General features: G+C 42.9%; 17 protein-coding genes. 6 read left to right on the top strand and 11 right to left on the bottom strand.

Translation table 11 applies throughout. The features are described 5' to 3' along the window. Nucleotides 1-5 precede the first annotated feature (5 nt). The 5 genes from FHS57_RS01390 to FHS57_RS01370 form a co-directional block, all read right to left on the bottom strand. Nucleotides 6-536, bottom strand: coding sequence for a hypothetical protein (locus FHS57_RS01390; RefSeq protein WP_183971070.1), 531 nt, complete (start codon nt 534-536; stop codon nt 6-8). Continuing rightward, nucleotides 533-3,283: a carboxypeptidase regulatory-like domain-containing protein gene (locus tag FHS57_RS01385; protein WP_183971069.1), complete on the bottom strand. Its 2,751-nt coding sequence runs from the start codon at nt 3,281-3,283 to the stop codon at nt 533-535. Before FHS57_RS01385 ends, FHS57_RS01390 begins: the two co-directional genes overlap by 4 nt. After that, nucleotides 3,284-4,072: a hypothetical protein gene (locus FHS57_RS01380; protein ID WP_183971068.1), complete on the bottom strand. Its 789-nt coding sequence runs from the start codon at nt 4,070-4,072 to the stop codon at nt 3,284-3,286. Between the two features lie 86 nt (nt 4,073-4,158). After that, a complete protein-coding gene (locus FHS57_RS01375) occupies nt 4,159-4,731 on the bottom strand; it encodes a hypothetical protein (RefSeq protein ID WP_183971067.1) in 573 nt (190 codons plus the stop codon). A gap of 54 nt (nt 4,732-4,785) precedes the next feature. Next, entirely contained in the window at nt 4,786-5,349 is a 564-nt protein-coding gene (locus FHS57_RS01370) for a hypothetical protein (protein WP_183971066.1), read from the bottom strand. Nucleotides 5,350-5,572: 223 nt separating this feature from the next. Here FHS57_RS01370 and FHS57_RS01365 point away from each other — a divergent pair, with 223 nt between their 5' ends. Continuing rightward, a complete protein-coding gene (locus FHS57_RS01365) occupies nt 5,573-6,439 on the top strand; it encodes a hypothetical protein (RefSeq protein WP_183971065.1) in 867 nt (288 codons plus the stop codon). On the opposite strand, the gene FHS57_RS01360 is transcribed toward FHS57_RS01365, so the two are convergent. Continuing rightward, the gene (locus FHS57_RS01360) at nt 6,397-7,128 is read right to left on the bottom strand and encodes a response regulator transcription factor (RefSeq protein WP_183971064.1); all 732 of its coding nucleotides are present in this window, start codon (nt 7,126-7,128) and stop codon (nt 6,397-6,399) included. The two genes, FHS57_RS01365 and FHS57_RS01360, sit on opposite strands and share 43 nt — an antisense overlap. Nucleotides 7,129-7,503: 375 nt before the next feature. Here FHS57_RS01360 and FHS57_RS01355 point away from each other — a divergent pair, with 375 nt between their 5' ends. The 3 genes from FHS57_RS01355 (at nt 7,504) to FHS57_RS01345 (ending at nt 12,009) form a co-directional block, all read left to right on the top strand. After that, nucleotides 7,504-9,273, top strand: coding sequence for a sensor histidine kinase (locus tag FHS57_RS01355; RefSeq protein WP_183971063.1), 1,770 nt, complete (start codon nt 7,504-7,506; stop codon nt 9,271-9,273). Nucleotides 9,274-9,473: 200 nt separating this feature from the next. Further along, entirely contained in the window at nt 9,474-11,234 is a 1,761-nt protein-coding gene (locus FHS57_RS01350; RefSeq protein ID WP_221225525.1) for a tetratricopeptide repeat-containing sensor histidine kinase, read from the top strand. A gap of 28 nt (nt 11,235-11,262) precedes the next feature. After that, on the top strand, nt 11,263-12,009 hold the full coding sequence (locus FHS57_RS01345) for a LytR/AlgR family response regulator transcription factor (RefSeq protein WP_183971061.1): 747 nt from the start codon (nt 11,263-11,265) through the stop codon (nt 12,007-12,009). A gap of 8 nt (nt 12,010-12,017) precedes the next feature. Here FHS57_RS01345 and FHS57_RS01340 read toward each other — a convergent pair whose 3' ends face one another. From FHS57_RS01340 to FHS57_RS01320, 5 genes are all read right to left on the bottom strand, one after another. Continuing rightward, the gene (locus tag FHS57_RS01340; RefSeq protein ID WP_183971060.1) at nt 12,018-13,205 is read right to left on the bottom strand and encodes an ATP-binding protein; all 1,188 of its coding nucleotides are present in this window, start codon (nt 13,203-13,205) and stop codon (nt 12,018-12,020) included. A gap of 272 nt (nt 13,206-13,477) precedes the next feature. Further along, the gene (gene fucP, locus FHS57_RS01335; protein ID WP_183971059.1) at nt 13,478-14,698 is read right to left on the bottom strand and encodes an L-fucose:H+ symporter permease; all 1,221 of its coding nucleotides are present in this window, start codon (nt 14,696-14,698) and stop codon (nt 13,478-13,480) included. A gap of 104 nt (nt 14,699-14,802) precedes the next feature. After that, nucleotides 14,803-15,591, bottom strand: a complete 789-nt coding sequence (locus tag FHS57_RS01330; protein WP_183971058.1) for an L-fucose dehydrogenase — start codon at nt 15,589-15,591, stop codon at nt 14,803-14,805. Between the two features lie 113 nt (nt 15,592-15,704). Further along, nucleotides 15,705-17,741 (bottom strand): M13 family metallopeptidase, encoded by a 2,037-nt coding sequence (locus tag FHS57_RS01325; RefSeq protein ID WP_183971057.1) that lies wholly within the window; start codon nt 17,739-17,741, stop codon nt 15,705-15,707. Nucleotides 17,742-17,779: 38 nt separating this feature from the next. Next, entirely contained in the window at nt 17,780-18,991 is a 1,212-nt protein-coding gene (locus FHS57_RS01320; protein WP_183971056.1) for a DUF418 domain-containing protein, read from the bottom strand. A 136-nt stretch (nt 18,992-19,127) separates the two neighbouring features. Here FHS57_RS01320 and FHS57_RS01315 point away from each other — a divergent pair, with 136 nt between their 5' ends. After that, nucleotides 19,128-19,331 carry a DUF8507 family protein gene (locus FHS57_RS01315; RefSeq protein WP_183971055.1) on the top strand — a complete coding sequence of 68 codons (204 nt, stop codon included), beginning with the start codon at nt 19,128-19,130 and terminating at the stop codon, nt 19,329-19,331. Next, on the top strand, nt 19,318-19,746 hold the full coding sequence (locus FHS57_RS01310; RefSeq protein ID WP_183971054.1) for a putative toxin-antitoxin system toxin component, PIN family: 429 nt from the start codon (nt 19,318-19,320) through the stop codon (nt 19,744-19,746). The genes FHS57_RS01315 and FHS57_RS01310 overlap by 14 nt, the downstream gene beginning before the upstream one ends. Nucleotides 19,747-19,787: the final 41 nt, after the last annotated feature.

The raw sequence follows: 19,787 nt of genomic DNA, 5'->3' as shown, positions 1-19,787 counted from the left end.
ATGCGTTAGTAGTCTAAAATTGTGTAGGTAATGGTGAGCGAGTTAGCAAATGTGTACTTTAATTGACTATAATTTTGAATTTCAAGGCCATAAGAGACAGGATACCCCACTCCCATACCACTCCCTGTAAATGCCCCCCCAATGCCAGAAACAATCATTCGGTCGATACCATCTACTAACAATGATGAAGTGGTACGACCACCGATTGCGCCCGTTCCAGAGCCAGCACCCACATACAGACGTAGCCCTAGCCCACTCGGAACACTTCCCGAGCTGATTCGAGCAAATATGGCTCGATTTCCTCCCAGCATTACTGCCGAAGTAAAGTTGAGGTATTTTGTACTACTCATCGTCGTTGTCAATGGGTTACCCGCTTCGGCAGGAGCCTGAAGGGATAAATTAATCCCCGTAGCAGGCTCTATGTCTAGCAGGCTCACGGTAGGTAAGGTCACGTTAATTCCGACCGACGAAGTAATTTGAGCCCGTACACTCACCCCTACCCCTAGTATGATTAGAAGAAATGCCCATTTTTTCATTTCGAACCTGTTTGAATACTTCTATCAATAAAACGGATGGTTCGGCTTACTGGACGAACGACAAACGTCACTTCTTTTGCCTGCTCTGCCACGACCGTAACATCACGCTGAGGCTGACTGATGCTAAATTTCCCTTCGCCCATCATGAGTGTCGCTTGTAACTTCCAATCGCCTGGTTTGATTTCTTTGAAAGTAAACTCTCCGTTTTCATTAGCCAATGTGAGGTGAGAGTCTTCGCCATTAAAGAGTTTTACCAGTACCGTTGGTTTTTCAATTTTATCCCCTGCAAGGCCTGGATTGTTTCCCTTCTCATAATTTACCTTTCCAGCAATCATCCCTGCCTTGATAAACGGAATTTCGAGGCTGTGGGTACTATCGGCTTTTACTTCTACTTCAAGAATCCCCTGATGCGCGGGGATATCGTTCATTGTCATCGACGACCGAAACAAGCTTACAGCATAACGGTCAGGTTTTAGGTTATTAATTACAAACTTACCATCGGTATCGGTGAGGTACTTTTGGCTACCAATTTGCACCAAGACTCCCTCTTTTTTGACGTTGCTTGCACCTGTTATTTGTCCTTTGATACTCCCCAGATTTTTCACCTTGGCCACCGCGATATTGAATAAGTAGCGGTACTGAAGCGATAGAATAAAGTTATTTTGCTCAGAGTATCCTGGGATGTATGTTTGCATTCCCATAGCCGTAAATCTATGATTTCCTAAGTCTAGCTTAGCCTGCAAGCTAAAAAAATCACGACGCACAATAAGCTCATCAGGTGCGTAATTGTTACGATAATTAAGGTTAAAATCAAGAAGATTTTTCACTCTGTATCGAATCAACCCACCATAGTATAGATAATCTCTTTGGATGTTATCAGAAGAAAATTTATTAGTCCGATAAAACTCTCCATTTAACCCTAACGAAAACTGAGATGTTAAATAAAATTCATTTTGTAATATACCTCGATAACTATAAGATGGTATAGATAAATCGGGAGGAACTAATAAATTTTGGGTATTACTAAGTTCTCCCGTAGCCCATAGTTGCATATTTTTTGTAGTGAGAAAAACCATTAGACGAGCTAAATTTTCTCGGTAATTAAATTTCTTAACTTGTTGCCGATCTTCTCTAGCTTGAAACCCAGCGTTGAGAATTGCTTTCCAATTTTTGTTGATTGAATAGCTTATTATTCCAAGGCTACTTTTAGTAAACGGGGAAGTATTGATATTTAATAAATCAAAGCTAGGACTTATTCTACTATAATTGTTAAATAAACCAACTGTTAATTTTGGAGTAACTTGAAATGTAACATTATTTACAAACTGCCAACCGTTATTGAAAAAGCCGAAATAGTTTTTGCCTGCATACAAAAATAAGTTGGTGAGAAAAACGCGCTTCCAAGCGTAGTTGACCATACTATATAGCCCGACGTCAAGTTTTCCATTAGAAGAGTTAGCCGCAACTTCATGCTCCATTGTTAACTGTTTTGTTTTCAATGCTCCTCCCACGCCAATGTGGTGTGACCAAATAGATCGACCATTGAAAAGCATATTTTTGGACATGTAATTAAAAGACGTTTTAAACCCGCTGCGCGACCGAAAAGCATAGCTTCCTCCCAGCGTTTCTTTTATATCACTAATAAATCGTGGTCTTTGATAAAACGCTGAATACATTTTTCCGTTATTTTCTCGTTCAATTTTGACACCACGCCCAAATCGGCTCTGTTCCATAATTTTGGAGAACATTAAACTATAATCTCCAAGTTGGATATTTGTGGTATCATAAGTATAAGAAACCGAGTATTGGTCGTAAGCACCTAAGATAGGCAAGTCAATTTGGTCAGGGCCATGTATGATAAATTCAAGGCGGTGCTTGTTTGTTGGATCGATAAAACCTTTTCCGCGTATGTCATATTGTGCCAAACTTGTATAACTCCCTTGTCGGCTGACTATATTGTACCATGCACCTGCTTCTATTGGGAAACGGTGATAAGGGTCAATAGGCTTTGTTTTTGTGCTAAAAACTGGTATACTCACAACATGGTAAATAGGTTTACGAGCAGAGTCACTTGGTACTAATTTCAAGTCTGCTGTAGCTAGCCACGATTCACCTCCAATTTTGGGAATCACCTGAACAACTGTGATTTTTGTTGATCGATTAGGTTCAATCACTATTGGCCGTTCATATCCTTCAATAAATCCTTGAGAAGTTTCAAGGCGGAGATTCTCCTGTACATTTCCTGCATTATGTACAAGAAATGAACTTCTTAATGTTTCACCTTCTTTGATAAATGCAGGTGGATTAACATTAGTGACTGATATTGAATAAATGGGAGAAACTTTGGTAGTAAAATGCTCAACAAAACTCTCTAAGCCATTTTTAAAAACCATTACGCTTACCTCCCTCTCTCCTGCCGTAGCATATTTACCAACACTAATTGTATAAACAAATCGGGCATTGGTCAGTCCTACCAAACGAGGGGGAACTTTCTTTGCGATAATTTGCCACCCTTCAGGAAATTTAACAGTAGCCCATACTCGTTGACTCATTGGGGTTGGACATGAGATCTCTGCAATCACCGTAAAACGTTCCCCTGCTTTCGTTTGAGCAGGTAGATTTGACAATTTGATTGAAACATTATCCTGAGCTATTACGCTAGTAATACCGATAAGAAAAAACAATAAAAAGAAACCCTTTTTCATAGCAGTATTGGTCTTCAAGGATACTGGTTTTACAAATGCCATTTATTTTATATCAATATCAACATTAGTAGCAAACAAATCTTGCCCATAATCAGCCATTAACAACCCCTCATACTTACCTTTTGGCAAATTTTTAATCATCAACTCATATTCCGCACAGGCATTCGGGTAAATGCGCCGAAACGCACTCTCAGTAGTAGCTAGTTTTTCCCCATTACCATTTACTATATCTAATATCAATTTTGTACGGACAGATGCCTTTCCATCGTTTTTGACCTTTACTTTAACTATTCTCACCGAATCAGAAGGGGACTTAAGATCAATGTTATCAAAATTCAATAAAGGCTGGTTTTCATTTTGTCCAACATTACCTACTACTTGAATCGCATACCGAGCTTTTGACGATATAGTAACTCCCATTTTCTTTTCCTCACCTATTGGAGTATCGCCTTCCACCATAAATACACACCAATAAGAGCCTCGAAGTGAAGAATCATTTGGGATTTGTATTTCGTATAGAAGTTCGTATTCTTCTCCTGCTCTCAAAACTCGTTCATCTACGTTCGTCTTTACCCATTTTGCCAATGAGCGAGGATGAGTATTGGCAGGAGCGAAGTTGCTATTATTTGAACAATCAGTCATCAAATCATTTTTATATACAATAAAACGTTCGTCTGAATTGCCTACATTTTTTAAAGTAATTTTCCCACTGGCCAAAACACCCGTTTCTAATTCATGCACGTGCGTGAGACCATTCACAACCATTATTTTGGCAAATGAAAAGAAGGAAAAAGTAGTAATGAATAATAGAAACAGAATCGCCTTTTTCATAATTTTTCTATCCAATCAGCTAGTAAACTTTCACTATTATGTTCTAAAAAATGGTCGCAACTATACAATGTTGCGACCGAATAAGGTTAGATATCAGACAAAGTATAGGTAACTTGCACAGTGTTGCTTCCGTACCGAATAGTACTGTAAGACCCTGGAAGTATCGCTAAGGTAAACGTAAGTTGGTGTCCTCGGTTTGTTCCCTTTCCAGTATAACAACTCCCGATATTGGTAATAATCGGTGAGAGTGTACTTGTTATGGGAATAGGATCGATGCTTACTCGCGTTCCAACTTGCCCTGCGCCACCACCATTGTCTTGGCTCACCGCTACCGTCAAGTCAGTCCCAGAAGGTACGTATCCAGACGTAATTTGTGCACTTATACTGCGAGACGTTTCACCACTAGAAGCCACCGTAGAGGAGTAATTGAGCCAAATTGAACTACTCGTAGAGGGTGCCGTCAAGGGCTCTCCTGCTTGAGTTGGTGCGTTCAATGCCAATGTAAAATTGGTAGATCCACTTGACGCAAGCGCAAGTAATGCCACATCTGGAACAGTTACAGTGACTGGATGATTCTTTGTGTTGTTGGGTGCTTGAGCCTTAACAACGCTTTGTCCAATACTTCCCCCTAAAAGCACCAAGAAAAATATTCTTTTCATGATCGAAAGGAGAGTTAACTACGGAGTAATCGAATACTTACTCCGTAGATTTTTTTAATTATCCGAAAGAGTGTACGTAACAGTAATTACATCCGACGCATTGTATCTTATGTCCGCGTACGCACCTTTGAACGCCAACGCATAGGTCAAAACAGCGCCATTTCCTGCAGCTGTTCCAGTATAACAAGACCCAATTGCTGTAACAATATTCTGTGCAGTCCCTGTTAATGCAAAAGGAGTTCCTATTGCCGTACCTTTCGCTCCATCACCACCAGAAGCTATGACAGCAGAAACCTTTAAATCAAAGCCACTAGGCACAGTACCCGCCGTAATTGCCGCTGTGATCGTTCTGGCCATGTCACCACCACTTGTAGCAACTGTAGAAGAATATTGTAGTGATTTGTCTGAGTTAGTAACACCTGTAACAGATACTGGGTCACCCGCTACTGTTGGTGCTACAACTGCCAACGTAGGGTCTGCACCTTCAATTTTCAATAATGCTACGTCAGGAACTGTGATAGTTACATTGTGATTTTTTGTGTTGTTAGGTGCTTGAGCATAAAGAGCACCACTCCCGATGCTCACGAGTGCCGCAATGGCAAATAGTTTTTTGAACATGTTGTTTGTTTGTTTTTTGGTTTTGAAACATGGATTGTCGGAATTGACGATACAAAGGTGATTGAAAAAAAAGGATGGCGGTATCGTAACGTTTACGAGTCGAGGTCGTAATTATTACGAGTACTTTTCGTAATAATTACGATGGACAAATGACCGTCTGAATCCCAATTTTGTCTTTCCAATCGTTGGGAATCATTCTCAACAACTCGCTTTTCACCTAACTATGGCAGTTGTATTTTTAAGTATAAGTACCCTGCTGGTGCAGGGTGTTCTACTGGCACTTATTATCAAAGCAACAGGCACCAAAATGTCCATTGTATATGGCCTGAGTCGTGGGTTACTGGCCACTGGTGCGGGCATGTGCATAGCCGCTACCCTTGGCTGGTTTTCTCTCACGCCCTTGGTCGCAGTAGTTTTTCTACTGGGTAGTATCCTCATCGAAAGTGTCGGGTTAGCACTTCTTGCCAAACAAATTGAGCAGTCGGTACGGGAGCTACGACTCGACCGATCGTTATTAGAAGAAAGTAAGCGTCATGCCACCGAGCAGCACGCCGAGCAAGTGGAAAAAGCGTTTTTCAAAGGGCAATTAGAAGAGCGCGCTAGGTGGATAACCCAACATCCCATTTTTCCTACCAACGAAGCTGCCCTCTTGACTCCAGACGAATTACTCGAACACCTTCATTTTGGGGAAGTATTGCACCGCCTAGTCAACAACCTCACGCGCAGCACTTCGATGGTGTGTAATTTGCAAGTTAGCAACGACCCAATTATCGGCCTTTTAACTCCAAAAATTCGCTTTAGCATTTATAATACGCTTACAGAATTGATTCAGTTTGCAATCAAATACGACAAAGCAACCTTACTGGAAGTACAACTTCAAACCAAAGATGAGCAACACTTGATTATTACTGTCAGAGATAATCGCTTGGATACTGTGACCCAATCTGATACAGAGATGACCCTTCTGCACTATTTAAGAACTCAGGTAGGCCGCTCGGGCGGCGAGTTTAAACTCATTCGCCAACCCGAACAGCAAGGCTTATGGCTTTACATTTGGTTTCCTTTGCCGCTTTTGGCTACGAGTAAATAGTCAAGGGCCAAATTGAATAATTCTTTACTCGACATAAGTTGATACTTATCTTTAATATTTTGAAGGTGTGTGTACACAGTAGTAGGAGCTTTTTTTAAGTCAAACGCAATCTCTTTGACCGTTGCCCCTTCTCCAATCCGTACCAATACCTCTTGTTCAGTGTCAGTTAAGAGGCCAAACTTAGACGTTTTTGAGGGTTTGGGTGTCGATTGCAAACTATCTGAGAATAACAAATAACGAAGCTCAGTCGGTAACAGTAAAAACTGGTCTTTGTTGCGCGGGTTAAGCGTCCAATCAATAGCATACAAAATATCATCAGGAGTAACCGACTTAGACATATAAGCAGATACTCCCTCGAGAATTGCCTTTCGAATATATTCAGAGCGGTCTTCACCCGTAAGTAAGATAAACTTACAATTGATCCCCATACGCTTGACTTCCTGAATCAGTTGTAAACCATTTCGCTTTTCACCCAAGTGAATATCTACAATCATTAACGTTGGGTGAATCCTAAGTGCGACTTCAAGTGCTTTATCGTATTGTTGCACAGCATCGACCTCTACTTTGTTTAATCGTTCATTCAGAAAGCTCCCTAGAAATCGATTTGACAATTGTTGGTCGTCGACTAAGAGCAACGACACTTTTTCAAGAATTTCAGAATCTCGAAGAGTAAATATGGAAGTGAGCATAATGTAGGGTAAATTACAGATTAATCTTATTCCGTAATAATTTTCAGAAAAATACGCTAGTCTTCAATCAAAACAAATTCAAATATATAGAATATTTAATTTGGCAAAAACGGGAAATTTCCCATTTTAAGTTGGGATATTCTAAATTCTCTTTGTTTTTTAAAAAGCAAAAATTGCAGCGTTTTTCTTCACAAAAGCAACTTACTTTGTGAATCCCTATAAATTTTTTGTAAACAAGGCTATGTGTTTGACGAAATTAAAATCAGTCTTGTTAAGGCTTGGGAGTATTTTCCCCTTTAATAAGTTTCTCTTTTTATAAAAAATCTACAATTTATTTTAAAATGCCCAATCATTAACTGCTATTTATCGACGTCTATGAGACATTTTGTACAAATCAGCAAGCAAGTTTTTTCCCTATTACACCGTCTAACCATATTAATTATATGTCATTATCATTCGCTAGTTCACGCCCAATCCCCCCGCTTCCTCCCTCTCCAACGCCACAAAGTCCAGTGGGCCAATGCCGTTATAAAGAATGCCCTTAAAACCAAAGACACGCTTCAGCTCGCCGAGGGATGGTACCTTTATGGGAAAATCTATCAAGCCTCTGGCGATTGGCTAACCTCCAAACGCTATTTTTTAAAATCACTCAGAATACAGGAGAAAAGGGGCGATTCGTATGAATTAGCACGCTTGTACATCCGTCTGTCCGGCCTTGAGGGTCAACTGTTTCATTATGCCGAAAGCGCCCATTATGCTCAACTTGCCAAGCAGGTAGCCGAACGAATCAGATCGGACAAAGCCTTGTCTCTAGCTTATGGAGCCATGCAGGGTTTGTATGAAACTGACTGGTCAGAAGGTGGCGCAAAACCCTATCCTACCCCCAACCTTGATAGTAGCCTTTACTACCTAAAAAAACGAGAAAAGCTCGCTATAGAAACAGGCAATCAGCTAGATTTAGCAGCAATTATGACGAATTTAAATTATAGAGCTTTTGTAAAAAAGGATATTAAATCAATAGATTACGCACAAAAAGCGGTGGATATCTACCAGGCTCAAAGAGATACTTTAAATGAAATTAAGGCCAGAATTGGACTAGTTAATGCCTACTTAACCTTCAATTATCTCAAAAAAGCAGGCCAAGAAATAGATACAATCGATGCGTTCCAAAAAGCATTATCCATAAAAATCATTGATAATGAGCACTACAAAAGAAGTCTTGCTCAGTCAAAAAGCAGCTATTACGAACAAATTGGAAATTTTAAAAAAGCCCTTGAAAATGAACGCGAATACGTCGCTTTGGAACGGCAAATTATCCACGTTGACCGAGATGGGCTTGTCTCCCGCCTTGGCTTAGAGTACGAAACGGAAAAGAAAGAAGCCGAGCTGAAAGCTCAAAAGCGCCAGCTCCACCTCAGCCAGCAAAACCAACAAACGCAGCAACGCTTTGTTCAAATTTTGGTAGTCTTGTTGGTTGGGGCATTGGGCCTTAGTGTAGCTTTTTATCGTATTTCTGTCAAAAACCACCGCCTGAGTGAATCAAATGCCTTGCTGGTACGTGAGCAAAACCACCGCGTCAAAAATAACCTTCAACTCGTTTCGAGTCTCCTCAACTTACAACTCAACCGCCTCACCGACGATGCCACCAAAAACGTTTTGGAAGAAACCCAGCTCCGCATTGAGGTCATGTCGGTACTCCAACGAACCCTCTATACAGGACAAACCCTCGGCGAAGTCAACCTACACGACTTTCTCAGTGAAATCGTCAAAGTAGGGTTACAAACCTTTGGCTACGAACATGTTCAGGTGCAAACCACCATTTCTCCCTCCTTGCATTTGCCCATCGACCACGCCATGCGCATTGGGCTTATTGTTAATGAATTGCTCACCAATGCCTGCAAATACGCCTTCCCCGACCACAAAGCGCCAAAATGGTCACTCAGCTGTGAACAATCTAACCGCCTTTGGGCGCTCCAAGTCGCCGACAACGGCCCAGGATTTATCCCCGAAAAATCGATTACCAAAAAATCATCCTTCGGTATGAGACTCATCCAACTCCAAGCCGACCAACTCTATGCTACCTATCAATTCGAAAAAAATAATGGCTCACTGTTCCAAATGAAATTTAAAGTACAATCAACTTAAAAGGCATATAATACGGCCACTTATTTTATCAAAACCCTATTTTTCTTTGTGAAACAAGGCATATTCTTTGTGAAACACATTTTTAATGTTTCTATACGTACATTTTCTATTTACCGTTCGATAAGTTTTTATCCTTAAAAAATAAATAAGGCTTATTTTAGCAAGGCAAACGCCAACGGGTCACGGTGCTTGCGATACCTATGAGTAACATTGGATTAAGTATTCAAATGAGCCACTTTGCAAAGGCACTTATCATCCTTGTCATGGTAAGTAGCGTTGGTAGTATTGCCCAAACTCCAACCACCCACTTTCTCCCCCTTCAGCCCCACAAAGTCCAGTGGGCCAATGCCGTCATTAAGAATGCCCTCAAAACCAAAGACACTATCCAACTCGCCGAGGGGTGGTACCTGTATGGTAAAATCTACGAAGCAGCGGGCGATTATCTAACCGCCAAACGTTATTTCTTACGCTCACTGAAAATTCAAGAAAAACGCGGTGACTCCTTCGAGCTCTCGCGCCTATACTATCGCCTCACTACCATCGAAGGAACACTGTTCCATTACAAAGAAGCCTATCACTATGCACATTTAGCACTGCAAGTTGCCGAACGTATAAACTCCTACAAGGCACTGTCATTGGCCTACGGTTCCGTGCAGTCAATTCATGATATGGATTGGTCGGAAGGAGGGAAAAACAAAAAATACCCCTCGCCGAACTACGATAGCGCATTGTATTATTTACGTAAGAAAGAAAAACTGATTAACTCTTACGGCACACCTTTGGACATGAGTGCAGTTATGGTTAATTTGGGAGCTGAATTGCAAAGAAGAAATGATCCAAAAGCCATTGATTATTACCAAAAATCCCTTGACATTTTCCTCAAAAAACAAAACCCTGCCGAAATTGTCATCGCAAAATTACAATTAGGCCAAGCGTGTCTTCAGTTCAAACAACTCCGTAAAGTAAAATCACTCATTCAAGAAATTGAACAAGAAATTCCAGCATTACCGTCATACTCAATTGACAAAACTTTTCAAACCAGTATAAATGCGCTTTATCGGGACTACTACGCCGCTACAGGTAATTGGCAAAAGGCATTCGACTACGCTCAACGGGTACACGGCGCTGAATACCAAAAACTCCACGCCGACCGCGAGGGTGCCATCTCCCGCCTCAGTGTAGAATACGAAACCGAACAAAAAGAAGCCGAGCTCAAAGCCAAACAACTCGAACTTCAACTTAGCCAGCAAAACCAACAAACGCAGCAACGCTTTGTCCAAATTTTGGTAGTCTTATTGGTTGGGGCATTGGGCATTAGCATAGCTTTTTATCGCATTTCTGTCAAAAACCACCGCCTGAGTGAGTCGAACGCTTTGCTCGTGCGTGAGCAAAACCACCGCGTCAAAAACAACCTACAACTCGTTTCGAGTCTTTTGAACTTACAACTCAACCGCCTCACCGACGATGCCACCAAAAACGTTTTGGAAGAAACCCAGCTCCGCATTGAGGTCATGTCGGTGCTCCAACGAACCCTCTATACAGGACAAACCCTCGGCGAAGTCAACGTGCACGATTTTCTAACGGAAATCGTCAAAGTAGGATTACAAACCTTTGACTACGAACATGTTCAGGTGCAAACCAACATTTCTCCCTCCTTGCATTTGCCCATCGACCACGCCATGCGCATTGGGCTTATTATCAATGAGTTGCTCACCAATGCCTGCAAATACGCCTTCCCCGACCACGAAGCACCGCAATGGTCGCTGAGCTGTGAACAATCTAACCGCCTTTGGACACTCCAAGTCGCCGACAACGGACCAGGGTTTATCCCCGAAAAACCGATTAACAAAAAATCCTCCTTCGGCATGAGACTCATCCAACTCCAAGCCGACCAACTCTACGCGAAATACGCTTTTGAAATACAGAACGGCTCTTTGTTTCGATTGAATTTTAAAGTATAACTAACCCACTACCCGATTACCACTTACGATGAAAAGCTTAAAAGTTCTTATTGTCGAGGATGACCTCACCATGGCCGAATCCATCCAAGAGACGCTCGAACAGGCAGGTCATGAAATTATCGGCCAAGCCCGCAATTCCCGCGAAGCGCTCAACGTGGTCAAACACCAGGTACCTGACTTGGCGCTGGTCGATATAACGCTGGAAGGAACGGCAGATACGGGCATTATGATTGCCAAACAAATGATTGCCATCAGCCCAATGCCCGTCATTTACCTCACCGCACACGACGACCCTGGCATTGTAGCCCAAGCCCAAGAGACACGCCCCGCGGCGTACTTACTAAAACCTTTTCGCCACAAAGAATTGGCGATTCAGATTGAACTGGCTTATTACAACTACAAAGCGCAACACGCCACGCCCGTTAATCCGCACACCTCGCTTTCTTTATTTTTGCCCGTAGATCAGGGGAAAGGATACATTAAGGTCAATAAAAAGGAAGTCATGTATTTGATGGCGGCGGGTTCGTACGTAGAAGTACATACCGTGAAAGATGCCAAACCGTTGATATTTTCGATGAATTTGGGCTACTTGGCGCAGTTTTTTATGATTCAAGGTTTTCATCGCTTATCGCGCTCACTGGTGGTCAACCTAGATTACATCGAACGGATTGAGAAAGGCCAGCTTTTTATGACCAATCGGGATACTGCGGTGCCATTTCCCGAGAACCAACACCGAGAACTTCTCCAACGCTTAGCCATTGTACGAACGCCCTAAACATGCGTCTAAACTATTTTTTCGGCCAATCCTAAATTCTCTAGTTGTTTTATTGCCTCTTCCACATTGCAATGAATCCAATTAGGGCGCACACTCAAATTGCCCCCTTGAGGAGTGATTACAAGGTTATGAGAAGTACCCAAATCTGTCACAGATTCGGTTGAACCTCGTTTTAAGGCGGGATTAAGTGACAGTTTGATTTCTATGGATACCATTGGTTGAATACCTTCAACTAACACCAAATCCATTTCCGCACCATTGGATGTACGATAAAAATAGGGGAAAACGCCATTTCTAAGCCTTCTAATAATTTGCTCAATCACAAACCCTTCCCAAGAAGCCCCCGCTATCGGATGTTGAAAAAGATGTGATTGTGTACGAAGGCCATGCAAAAAGTGTAAGCTACCGCTGTCTATCAAATAAAGTTTCGGGCTTTTAACAATACGTTTGGAAACATTTACAAACCATGGTTCAAGTCTCCTGATGATGTATGCTTGTTCGAGGATGGCAATATAACGTTGTACTGTTGTGTGAGAAATCCCAAGCGAATTAGCCAGCGTAGAATAATTGAGCAAAGCACCGTGGTTGTGAGCCAACATTCTCAAGAAATTAGCAAGTAAACTGGGAGAAGCATTAATACCCAACTGAGATAAATCCTGCTCAATATACGTTTTGACAAAATTTTGTTGCCAAAGATACCAAAAGTCGTCACTTGGCGCCAATAAAGCATCAGGAAAGCCTCCCCTAAACCATAACGTTGGCACTGAAATTTGCGTAGATTGTGCTTCTTCAATTTGCAGGGGCATAAGTTCGTGATAGGCAATGCGTCCTGCCAATGATTCTGAACTTTTCTGTAAAAACTGAAGGGATGCCGAACCTAAAAGAATAAATCTACCAGGTTGTCGATCACGGTCAATAAGCCCCCGTAGCTGAGGAAAAATAGGAAGTAGCCGTTGTACTTCGTCAATAATAATAGTTTTTTCACGGTTAGTATCAATAACCCATGCCGCATTTTGGCTAAGGGTTTGGTAGTCGTCAAGTAGTTCTAAATCAAAATATAAAAAGGGTCTTGTTAAATCACTTACTAATTGCTTCGCCAAGGTAGTTTTCCCTACCTGTCGAGGCCCCAAAATTCCTACTGCAGGAAAAAAACGAAGTGATTGCTGAATAATTTGTTGTAGGTATCTAGGAATCATTATTCATGTAATTTGAATTTTTAAAGTTCAAATTACATGAATAATGGCTTAAATCACAAGAAATTTGTAACAAATGTGCTAACGTACTGAGGGTTGCTCACAACCCGACTGCTGACTATTTAAAGGCTTCCAGCCTATTAGTCAATATTGAAAAGGCTAGAAGCCTTATAATAAATATCACGAGCGGAACGCGCGCGCTATCTGGCAGAAAAACGAAACAAAAAAGCCCCAAATTCCAGAGAATCTGAGGCTTTTCTTATGGAAGCGTATAGCTAGTTTTTAGGCTTAGAAAAGACCAAACCAAACAATAGAATTACGACATAACAAATAATCGGTGTCAAGTACGATTGAGCCACGTCGATGTCGGCTACTTTCCCCATGATAGGTGGGAAAACCGCACCACCCACAACTCCCATGACAATAAACGACGACGCGCGTTGCTTATGCTCGCCAAGGTTGCGAAGGCCTAATCCAAAAATCGTTGGGAACATGATACTCATAAAGAAGTTGAGCATCATCAAGGCGATAAACGACGCCCAGCCCCAGGTTTGAGAAATAATCAAACACAACACAATGTTGGCCGCTGCAAAAATCGCTAACAAGGTATTTGGCTTAATAAAACGCATCAAAAACGTACCTACCGCACGACCTGCCAACAACAACACCATGCTAAACGAGAAATAATACCCCGCTTTTTCGTCGGTCATGTCGGGCATGTATTTGACGGCATAGTTGATAAAAAACGCCCAAGTCGCGCCTTGCGCTGCTACGTTGAAAAACTGAGCGATGGCTGCCCAAATAAAGTGGCGGTGCTCAAACAATCCTTTTTTCGGACCTGTGCTAACGCCTTCTTCTGCTTCAGTGCTTTCTTCGGTCAAAGGAGGTACTTTGATAAATGAAAACGCAATGGCAACGCTAAGTACCACCGCACCAATCACGATATACAAATACTTCACTGGCGCAAGGTCATGGACAACGTCGCCCGTAGGAACGTTACGCAAAATGATAAATGACCCCAACACAGGCCCCAAAATCGCCCCTACTCCGTTGAAAGTTTGGGAAAGGTTAATGCGTTGTTCCGAGGTTTCTTCGTGACCCAAAGCCGCCGAGAACGGGTGCGCTACGGTTTCGAGCGTGGCCAGTCCACAAGCCAAAATAAAAAGGGCTAACCGAAAGAAATCAAACGATTGGGACTCGGCAGCGGGATAAAACAGGAACGCCCCGATGGCATACAAGCCCAAGCCAAGCAGTACGCCGTTTTTGTATCCGTACTTTTTCATGAACAATCCCGCAGGAATTCCCATGACAAAATAGGCACCAAAAATCGAGAACTGAACCAAGCCAGAATCAGCGATAGAAACGTTCAAAACCGTCTGAAAACGGCGATTCAATAAGTCTCCCATCGTAATGGCAATCCCCCAAAGAAGGAAAAGACTCGTCACAAAAGCGTACGTCGGGACGTACTTGGCGGTAAGTAAAGGGGCTTTTTTCATCAATAAATTAGTAAGTGAAGTTTAGGGTTATTTGTAAGGTTAGAAATCACCTTCCCGAAAGTTCAGACCTTCCCGAAAGTTCAAAACTTTCGGGAAGGTACAGACTAATGCTTAATAATCGAACGATCCAAATGCACGTAGCCACCATCCACGTGGATAAGCTGACCCGTAGTGTGGCTCGATTTATTAGACAACAAGAAGGTGACCATGTTCGCAATTTCCTCGGGGCTAGTCATCCGATTTTCAAAAGGAATACGGCTATTGATTTCGTTGAGGGTTTCTTCTGGATTCGGTAACGTTTTAATCCACTTTTCGTACAGCGGCGTCCACGATTCGGCTACAATGAGCGCATTTACTCGAATCCCGTATTTCAACAACTCCACCGCCCACTCGCGCGTAAGGGCATTACGAGCGCCGTTCGCCGCGGCATAGGCCGACGTATTCCCTTGTCCCGTTTCGGCTACTTTCGAGCTGACGTTCACAATCGGGCCTTTGGTTTTAATCAAGTACGGCAGGGCGTGTTGTGCCAACAAATAATAGTGCACGACGTTTTTGTGCAACGAAGCCATAAATGCTTCATAGCTGCCTTTTTCAAGCCCTACCCCGTCGTTGACGCCTGCGTTGTTGACCAAACCATCAATCCGACCAAAGCGCTCTACCGTCAACCGAATGGCTTTTTCGCATTCGGCAGGGTCGGTAAGTTCGGCTTCAACGCCGTAAGCCATGCCGCCTAAGGCTTCTATTTTTTCGATAACCACTTGGTTATCAGCCGCGCTTCTCCCCACAATCACAGGAATGGCCTCTTCTACGGCTAAGGTACGCGCAATGGCTTCGCCAATTCCTTTGGCACCGCCTGAAACGATAATGACTTTTTCTCGAAGATGTAAGTTCACAGGTAAAAGAGAAAGTTAGTGAAATGGTTACGTTTTAGATTTAATAAGTACTGTACGGCCTGAATCTCATGCAATACTACTAAAAACAATTAAAAAACGCTTCCTTTCTTCCGCTACCAAATGCTTACCCGAACGCTATCAGGACGATACATTTTATCGGTTGGCTTCATGTTAAACGCTTTGTAAAACTCAGGCATGTTCGACAACGGCCCGTTGACCCGAAAATGCTCAGGCGAGTGAGGGTCCACCGAAATGCGGGTGCGCATCGTTTCGTCACGGTTCTTAATCCGCCATACTTGCGCAAATCCCAAGAAAAAGCGTTGTTCGGGCGTAAATCCGTCTATCTTCTCATTGCTTTGTCCTTGTTTGGTACGTTTGAAGGCTTCAAAGGCAATCGAAAGCCCGCCGATGTCGGCAATGTTTTCTCCCAACGTAAGCTCTCCATTGACGTGGACGTTGTTCAAGACCGTGTAGTTGTTGTATTGCTTCACCACCACCAACGCTTTGCGTTTGAAACGGTCAGCATCGGCTGGTTTCCACCAATTTTTGAGCATTCCCATGTAGTTATATTGGCTTCCTTGGTCGTCAAAACCGTGGGTCATTTCGTGACCAATCACTGCCCCGATGGCGCCGTAATTGATGGCATCGTCGGCATCGTTATCAAAGAATGGGAATTGCAAAATGCCCGCTGGGAACACAATTTCGTTGAACGTTGGGTTGTAATACGCATTCACCGTAGGCGCTGTCATCCCCCACTCGGTTTTGTCCACAGGCTTTCCGACTTTGGCAAAATCGAGCTTCAACGCCGACGCCCGTATCGACTGCCTGTTGGCGTAATAATTATCCGCCACAATTTCCACGTCCGCATACTCTTTCCACGTATCGGGATAGCCAATTTTCTTGAGGTACAAATTCAATTTCTTCAACGCTTCGGTTTTAGTCGAATCACTCATCCAGTCCAAACGCTTGATACGGTCGCCGTACACCACTTGGAGGTTGTTTACCAGCTCATCCATGCGCGTTTTGGCCGCAGGCGGGAAGTGTTTTTTTACGAACAATTGCCCCAACAAATCACCCAAACCACCATCAACGGCGTTGGTAATTTGTTTCCAACGAGCCTCTTGCACTTGCTGACCGTTGAGGGTTTTTCCGTAAAACTCAAACTGCGCATCCCGAAAGCCTTTACTCAACGACGAAGCTGCACCTGTCAAAATATAAAAGCGAATTTTGTCTTTGATAACCTCCATCGACTGTTTTCCCAACAACTGGTCAAGGCCACGGTAATAGTCGGGCTGGCCAATGATGACCGTATCCGTTTTTACGCCCATTTTTTGCACCAACTTCACCCAATCAATGCCAGGCGTCAACTTTGCAAGGTCTTTGGTAGCAAACTTGTTGTAGTTTTTTTCAGGATTCCGTAATTCCACAGGGCTACGGTGCGACTTAGCAATTTCGGTTTCGAGTTGGAGAATACCTTCGGCTTTTTTCTGCGCCGTGGCCGCATCGGTTCCGCTCAAGGTAAAAAGCGTCGTCACGTATTTTTTGAAAGCATCGCGTACTTTTTTCGTTTCGGCATCCGTGCGAAAATAGTAATCTTTTTCGGGGAGCGTCAAGCCCGTTTGGGCAAACTGCAACGCATTGTAGCCTGGGTTTTTCTCATCGCTGCCTACATATAGGCTAAACCACACACTGCCTGGGTCGGACGGAAGGCTGGCTGCGTAGTCGATGACGTCTTGTTTGCTTTTCAATCCATCGACTTTGGCCAAATCGGCTTTGATAGGTTCGTAGCCTTTCTTCTCAATCGTGACGGTATCCATACCCGATTTATACAAGTCACCGATTTTTTGTTCCAAACTTCCTTTGGTATGCGAACCCTTGGCCGTTTCTTCCAAAATAGTGTGGAGCTTGGCTAAATTATCTTCGTACAAGGTATAAAACGACCCCCATCCCGTTTGGTCAGCGGGGATTTTGGTATTTTTCATCCAGCCACCGTTGGCGTATTGAAAAAAGTCATCGGTGGGTTTGGCGGTTGAGTCCATGCCCGTTACGTCAAAAAACGACGTTCGCTTCGGCTGGTCAGACTCCGACTTGCAGCTCACCAAAAAAGCACCTACGGCCATTGCCGAGAGGATTTTCAAGGAATTGTTCATAGGAAAGGTTGTTTATTTCGAGGTACAAAAATTGAACATTAGCGAGATTTCAGAAAGGGTTGGATTCGTAGGTAGGTCAACGAGCGCCAAAGCCATTCGACGGGGCCATAACGGAAGCGCTCAAGCCACCATTGACTAAACGCAATTTGGGCTAAAAACACCATAATTCCAATCAAATATCCAACGGCTGGCGATACCTTCCCCAGCAAATTGAGCCCAAATCCGAAGAAAATAAACCAGCCCAATAAGGTTTGAGTAAGGTAGCTCGTCAGGGCCATTTTACCGATGGCTGCCAATGACGAAAGCACCTTGTTCCAACTTTTTTTGGACAGTAAAAAACTTACCCCTGCCACGTAAAACAGCACCATGCAGGCATTCATCAAGTCGTAGAGCATTGATAACAACGCCGATAACCACATCGGAATCGTTTGGTTGAAAATGCCGCTCAGTTGTAAACCTACGCCAATCAGAAGCAATACACCTACCACCGAAATAGTGTAAATGAGTAACTTCCGAAAGAAAATACGGTGCTCCTCGAACTGCTGGAGGAGTTGCTTACGGGCAAACCAAAAACCCAACAAAAAGAAGCCAAAGGTGATGTAAAGGCGTCCGCTGAGAACTTGGAATTTCATCTTTTTGGGAAACGCAGCCCAGTTATCTTCCAAAAATGGAAAATACTCCCCCGCTCGAATCAAGTTTAGGTAGCGTTTGTTGCCTGGTTCATCAAAAATCGTTCCCCATATCGCCCCCGTGTCTATGTGTTGAAAAGTCATGTACGCATCCTGAAGGCGTGCAGGAACATTGACAATCAAGCCAATAGCAACCCACAGTAAAATCTTATCGGAGACATTGGCAAAAAGTAAAAGTCCGAAACCTACCATGGCATAAATGCTCAGAATATCGCCCCGCCAATGCAAATGATGTAGTAGCCCAATGCCACCTAACAGGGTAATTCGCCACGCAAAACGAGCTAAAAACGCCGCTTTACGGTCGCTGGTTCGGAGGAGCATGAGTCCAAAACTTACTCCAAACAAAAACGAGAAAAAGGCGAAGAACTTCCCAGTCACCAAGATTCCGTCAAATGTCCAGATAATTTGAGAGAGCACGTCCGATTGATACGGTTTGCTCACTTCCTGGGGCAACGACCAGCCGCCGTGCCATCCGATGTAGTGTGCTAAAATGATACCTAAAAGGGCAAAGCCCCGAAGCCCGTCGATAAGCGGGACACGCGAAGTGAGGGTAGAATTCATCTGTTTTTTAAAAGGCTGTAAATTGTTTATAAAAGAAGCAACAGTACTGTTATTACTCTATTATGTGGTATGACACCCAAGTTAGGCACTTCCCTTGTTATTTTATTATATTTGTACCTTACAATCATTCATAGTCATGACAGCTAAACTCACCAACGTACAAATTGAACTTCTGAGGACGTTTGCCTATGAACTTTCCGAAGAAGAATTGACGGAACTCAAAAAGGTGCTAGTTGCTTTTTTTGCTAAACGCATACGTCAGCGTACGTCTCGCCTTTGGGAAGAAAAAGGATACACTGCTCAAACAATGCAAGATTGGTTAAACGATGAAAACCAATAGGTTACGTATTGTATTAGACACAAATGTGTTTCTCGTCTCTTTGGCAGAACAATCACCCTATTCTATCATTTTTGATGCACTTCTTGAAGGAAAGTTTGAACTAACTGTTCATAATGAAATCATTACTGAATATGAAGAAGTAATTGGGAAACGATACGATAAGGAAACTGTTAGCGATGTATTAGAGCTCATTCTACACTTAGACAACATCTACCGACAGGAGGTTTATTATCAGTGGGGTTTAATCCCCAACGACCCTGATGACAACAAATTTGTAGATGTATGCGTCGCATCTCAATCCGACTATTTAGTCTCTAATGATAAGCATTTCAATATTTTAAAAACTACTCGTTTCCCGCCTGTCAATTTGATTAATGCAGAAAATTTTATTCAAATTTTATCAGAGTTATCGTAATACTCCTCCAAATACACTCTTCACTTCTAGTTTCTTTTACT

Source organism: Runella defluvii (genome assembly GCF_014195535.1).
GTDB classification, from domain to species: domain Bacteria; phylum Bacteroidota; class Bacteroidia; order Cytophagales; family Spirosomataceae; genus Runella; species Runella defluvii.
Note: the sequence above shows the minus strand (reverse complement) of the source record. Positions and strands in the feature narration are given on the sequence as shown.

What these genes read in the sequence shown, in the direction of transcription:
- FHS57_RS01310 (WP_183971054.1), top strand. Translation starts at nt 19,318, where the DNA reads ATGAAAACCAATAGGTTACGTATTGTATTAGACACAAATGTGTTTCTC.
- FHS57_RS01365 (WP_183971065.1), top strand. Translation starts at nt 5,573, where the DNA reads ATGGCAGTTGTATTTTTAAGTATAAGTACCCTGCTGGTGCAGGGTGTT.
- FHS57_RS01370 (WP_183971066.1), bottom strand. Translation starts at nt 5,349, where the DNA reads ATGTTCAAAAAACTATTTGCCATTGCGGCACTCGTGAGCATCGGGAGT.
- fucP (WP_183971059.1), bottom strand. Translation starts at nt 14,698, where the DNA reads ATGAAAAAAGCCCCTTTACTTACCGCCAAGTACGTCCCGACGTACGCT.
- FHS57_RS01320 (WP_183971056.1), bottom strand. Translation starts at nt 18,991, where the DNA reads ATGAATTCTACCCTCACTTCGCGTGTCCCGCTTATCGACGGGCTTCGG.
- FHS57_RS01390 (WP_183971070.1), bottom strand. Translation starts at nt 536, where the DNA reads ATGAAAAAATGGGCATTTCTTCTAATCATACTAGGGGTAGGGGTGAGT.
- FHS57_RS01340 (WP_183971060.1), bottom strand. Translation starts at nt 13,205, where the DNA reads ATGATTCCTAGATACCTACAACAAATTATTCAGCAATCACTTCGTTTT.
- FHS57_RS01375 (WP_183971067.1), bottom strand. Translation starts at nt 4,731, where the DNA reads ATGAAAAGAATATTTTTCTTGGTGCTTTTAGGGGGAAGTATTGGACAA.
- FHS57_RS01315 (WP_183971055.1), top strand. Translation starts at nt 19,128, where the DNA reads ATGACAGCTAAACTCACCAACGTACAAATTGAACTTCTGAGGACGTTT.
- FHS57_RS01355 (WP_183971063.1), top strand. Translation starts at nt 7,504, where the DNA reads ATGAGACATTTTGTACAAATCAGCAAGCAAGTTTTTTCCCTATTACAC.
- FHS57_RS01345 (WP_183971061.1), top strand. Translation starts at nt 11,263, where the DNA reads ATGAAAAGCTTAAAAGTTCTTATTGTCGAGGATGACCTCACCATGGCC.
- FHS57_RS01360 (WP_183971064.1), bottom strand. Translation starts at nt 7,128, where the DNA reads ATGCTCACTTCCATATTTACTCTTCGAGATTCTGAAATTCTTGAAAAA.
- FHS57_RS01350 (WP_221225525.1), top strand. Translation starts at nt 9,474, where the DNA reads ATGAGTAACATTGGATTAAGTATTCAAATGAGCCACTTTGCAAAGGCA.
- FHS57_RS01325 (WP_183971057.1), bottom strand. Translation starts at nt 17,741, where the DNA reads ATGAACAATTCCTTGAAAATCCTCTCGGCAATGGCCGTAGGTGCTTTT.
- FHS57_RS01380 (WP_183971068.1), bottom strand. Translation starts at nt 4,072, where the DNA reads ATGAAAAAGGCGATTCTGTTTCTATTATTCATTACTACTTTTTCCTTC.
- FHS57_RS01385 (WP_183971069.1), bottom strand. Translation starts at nt 3,283, where the DNA reads ATGGCATTTGTAAAACCAGTATCCTTGAAGACCAATACTGCTATGAAA.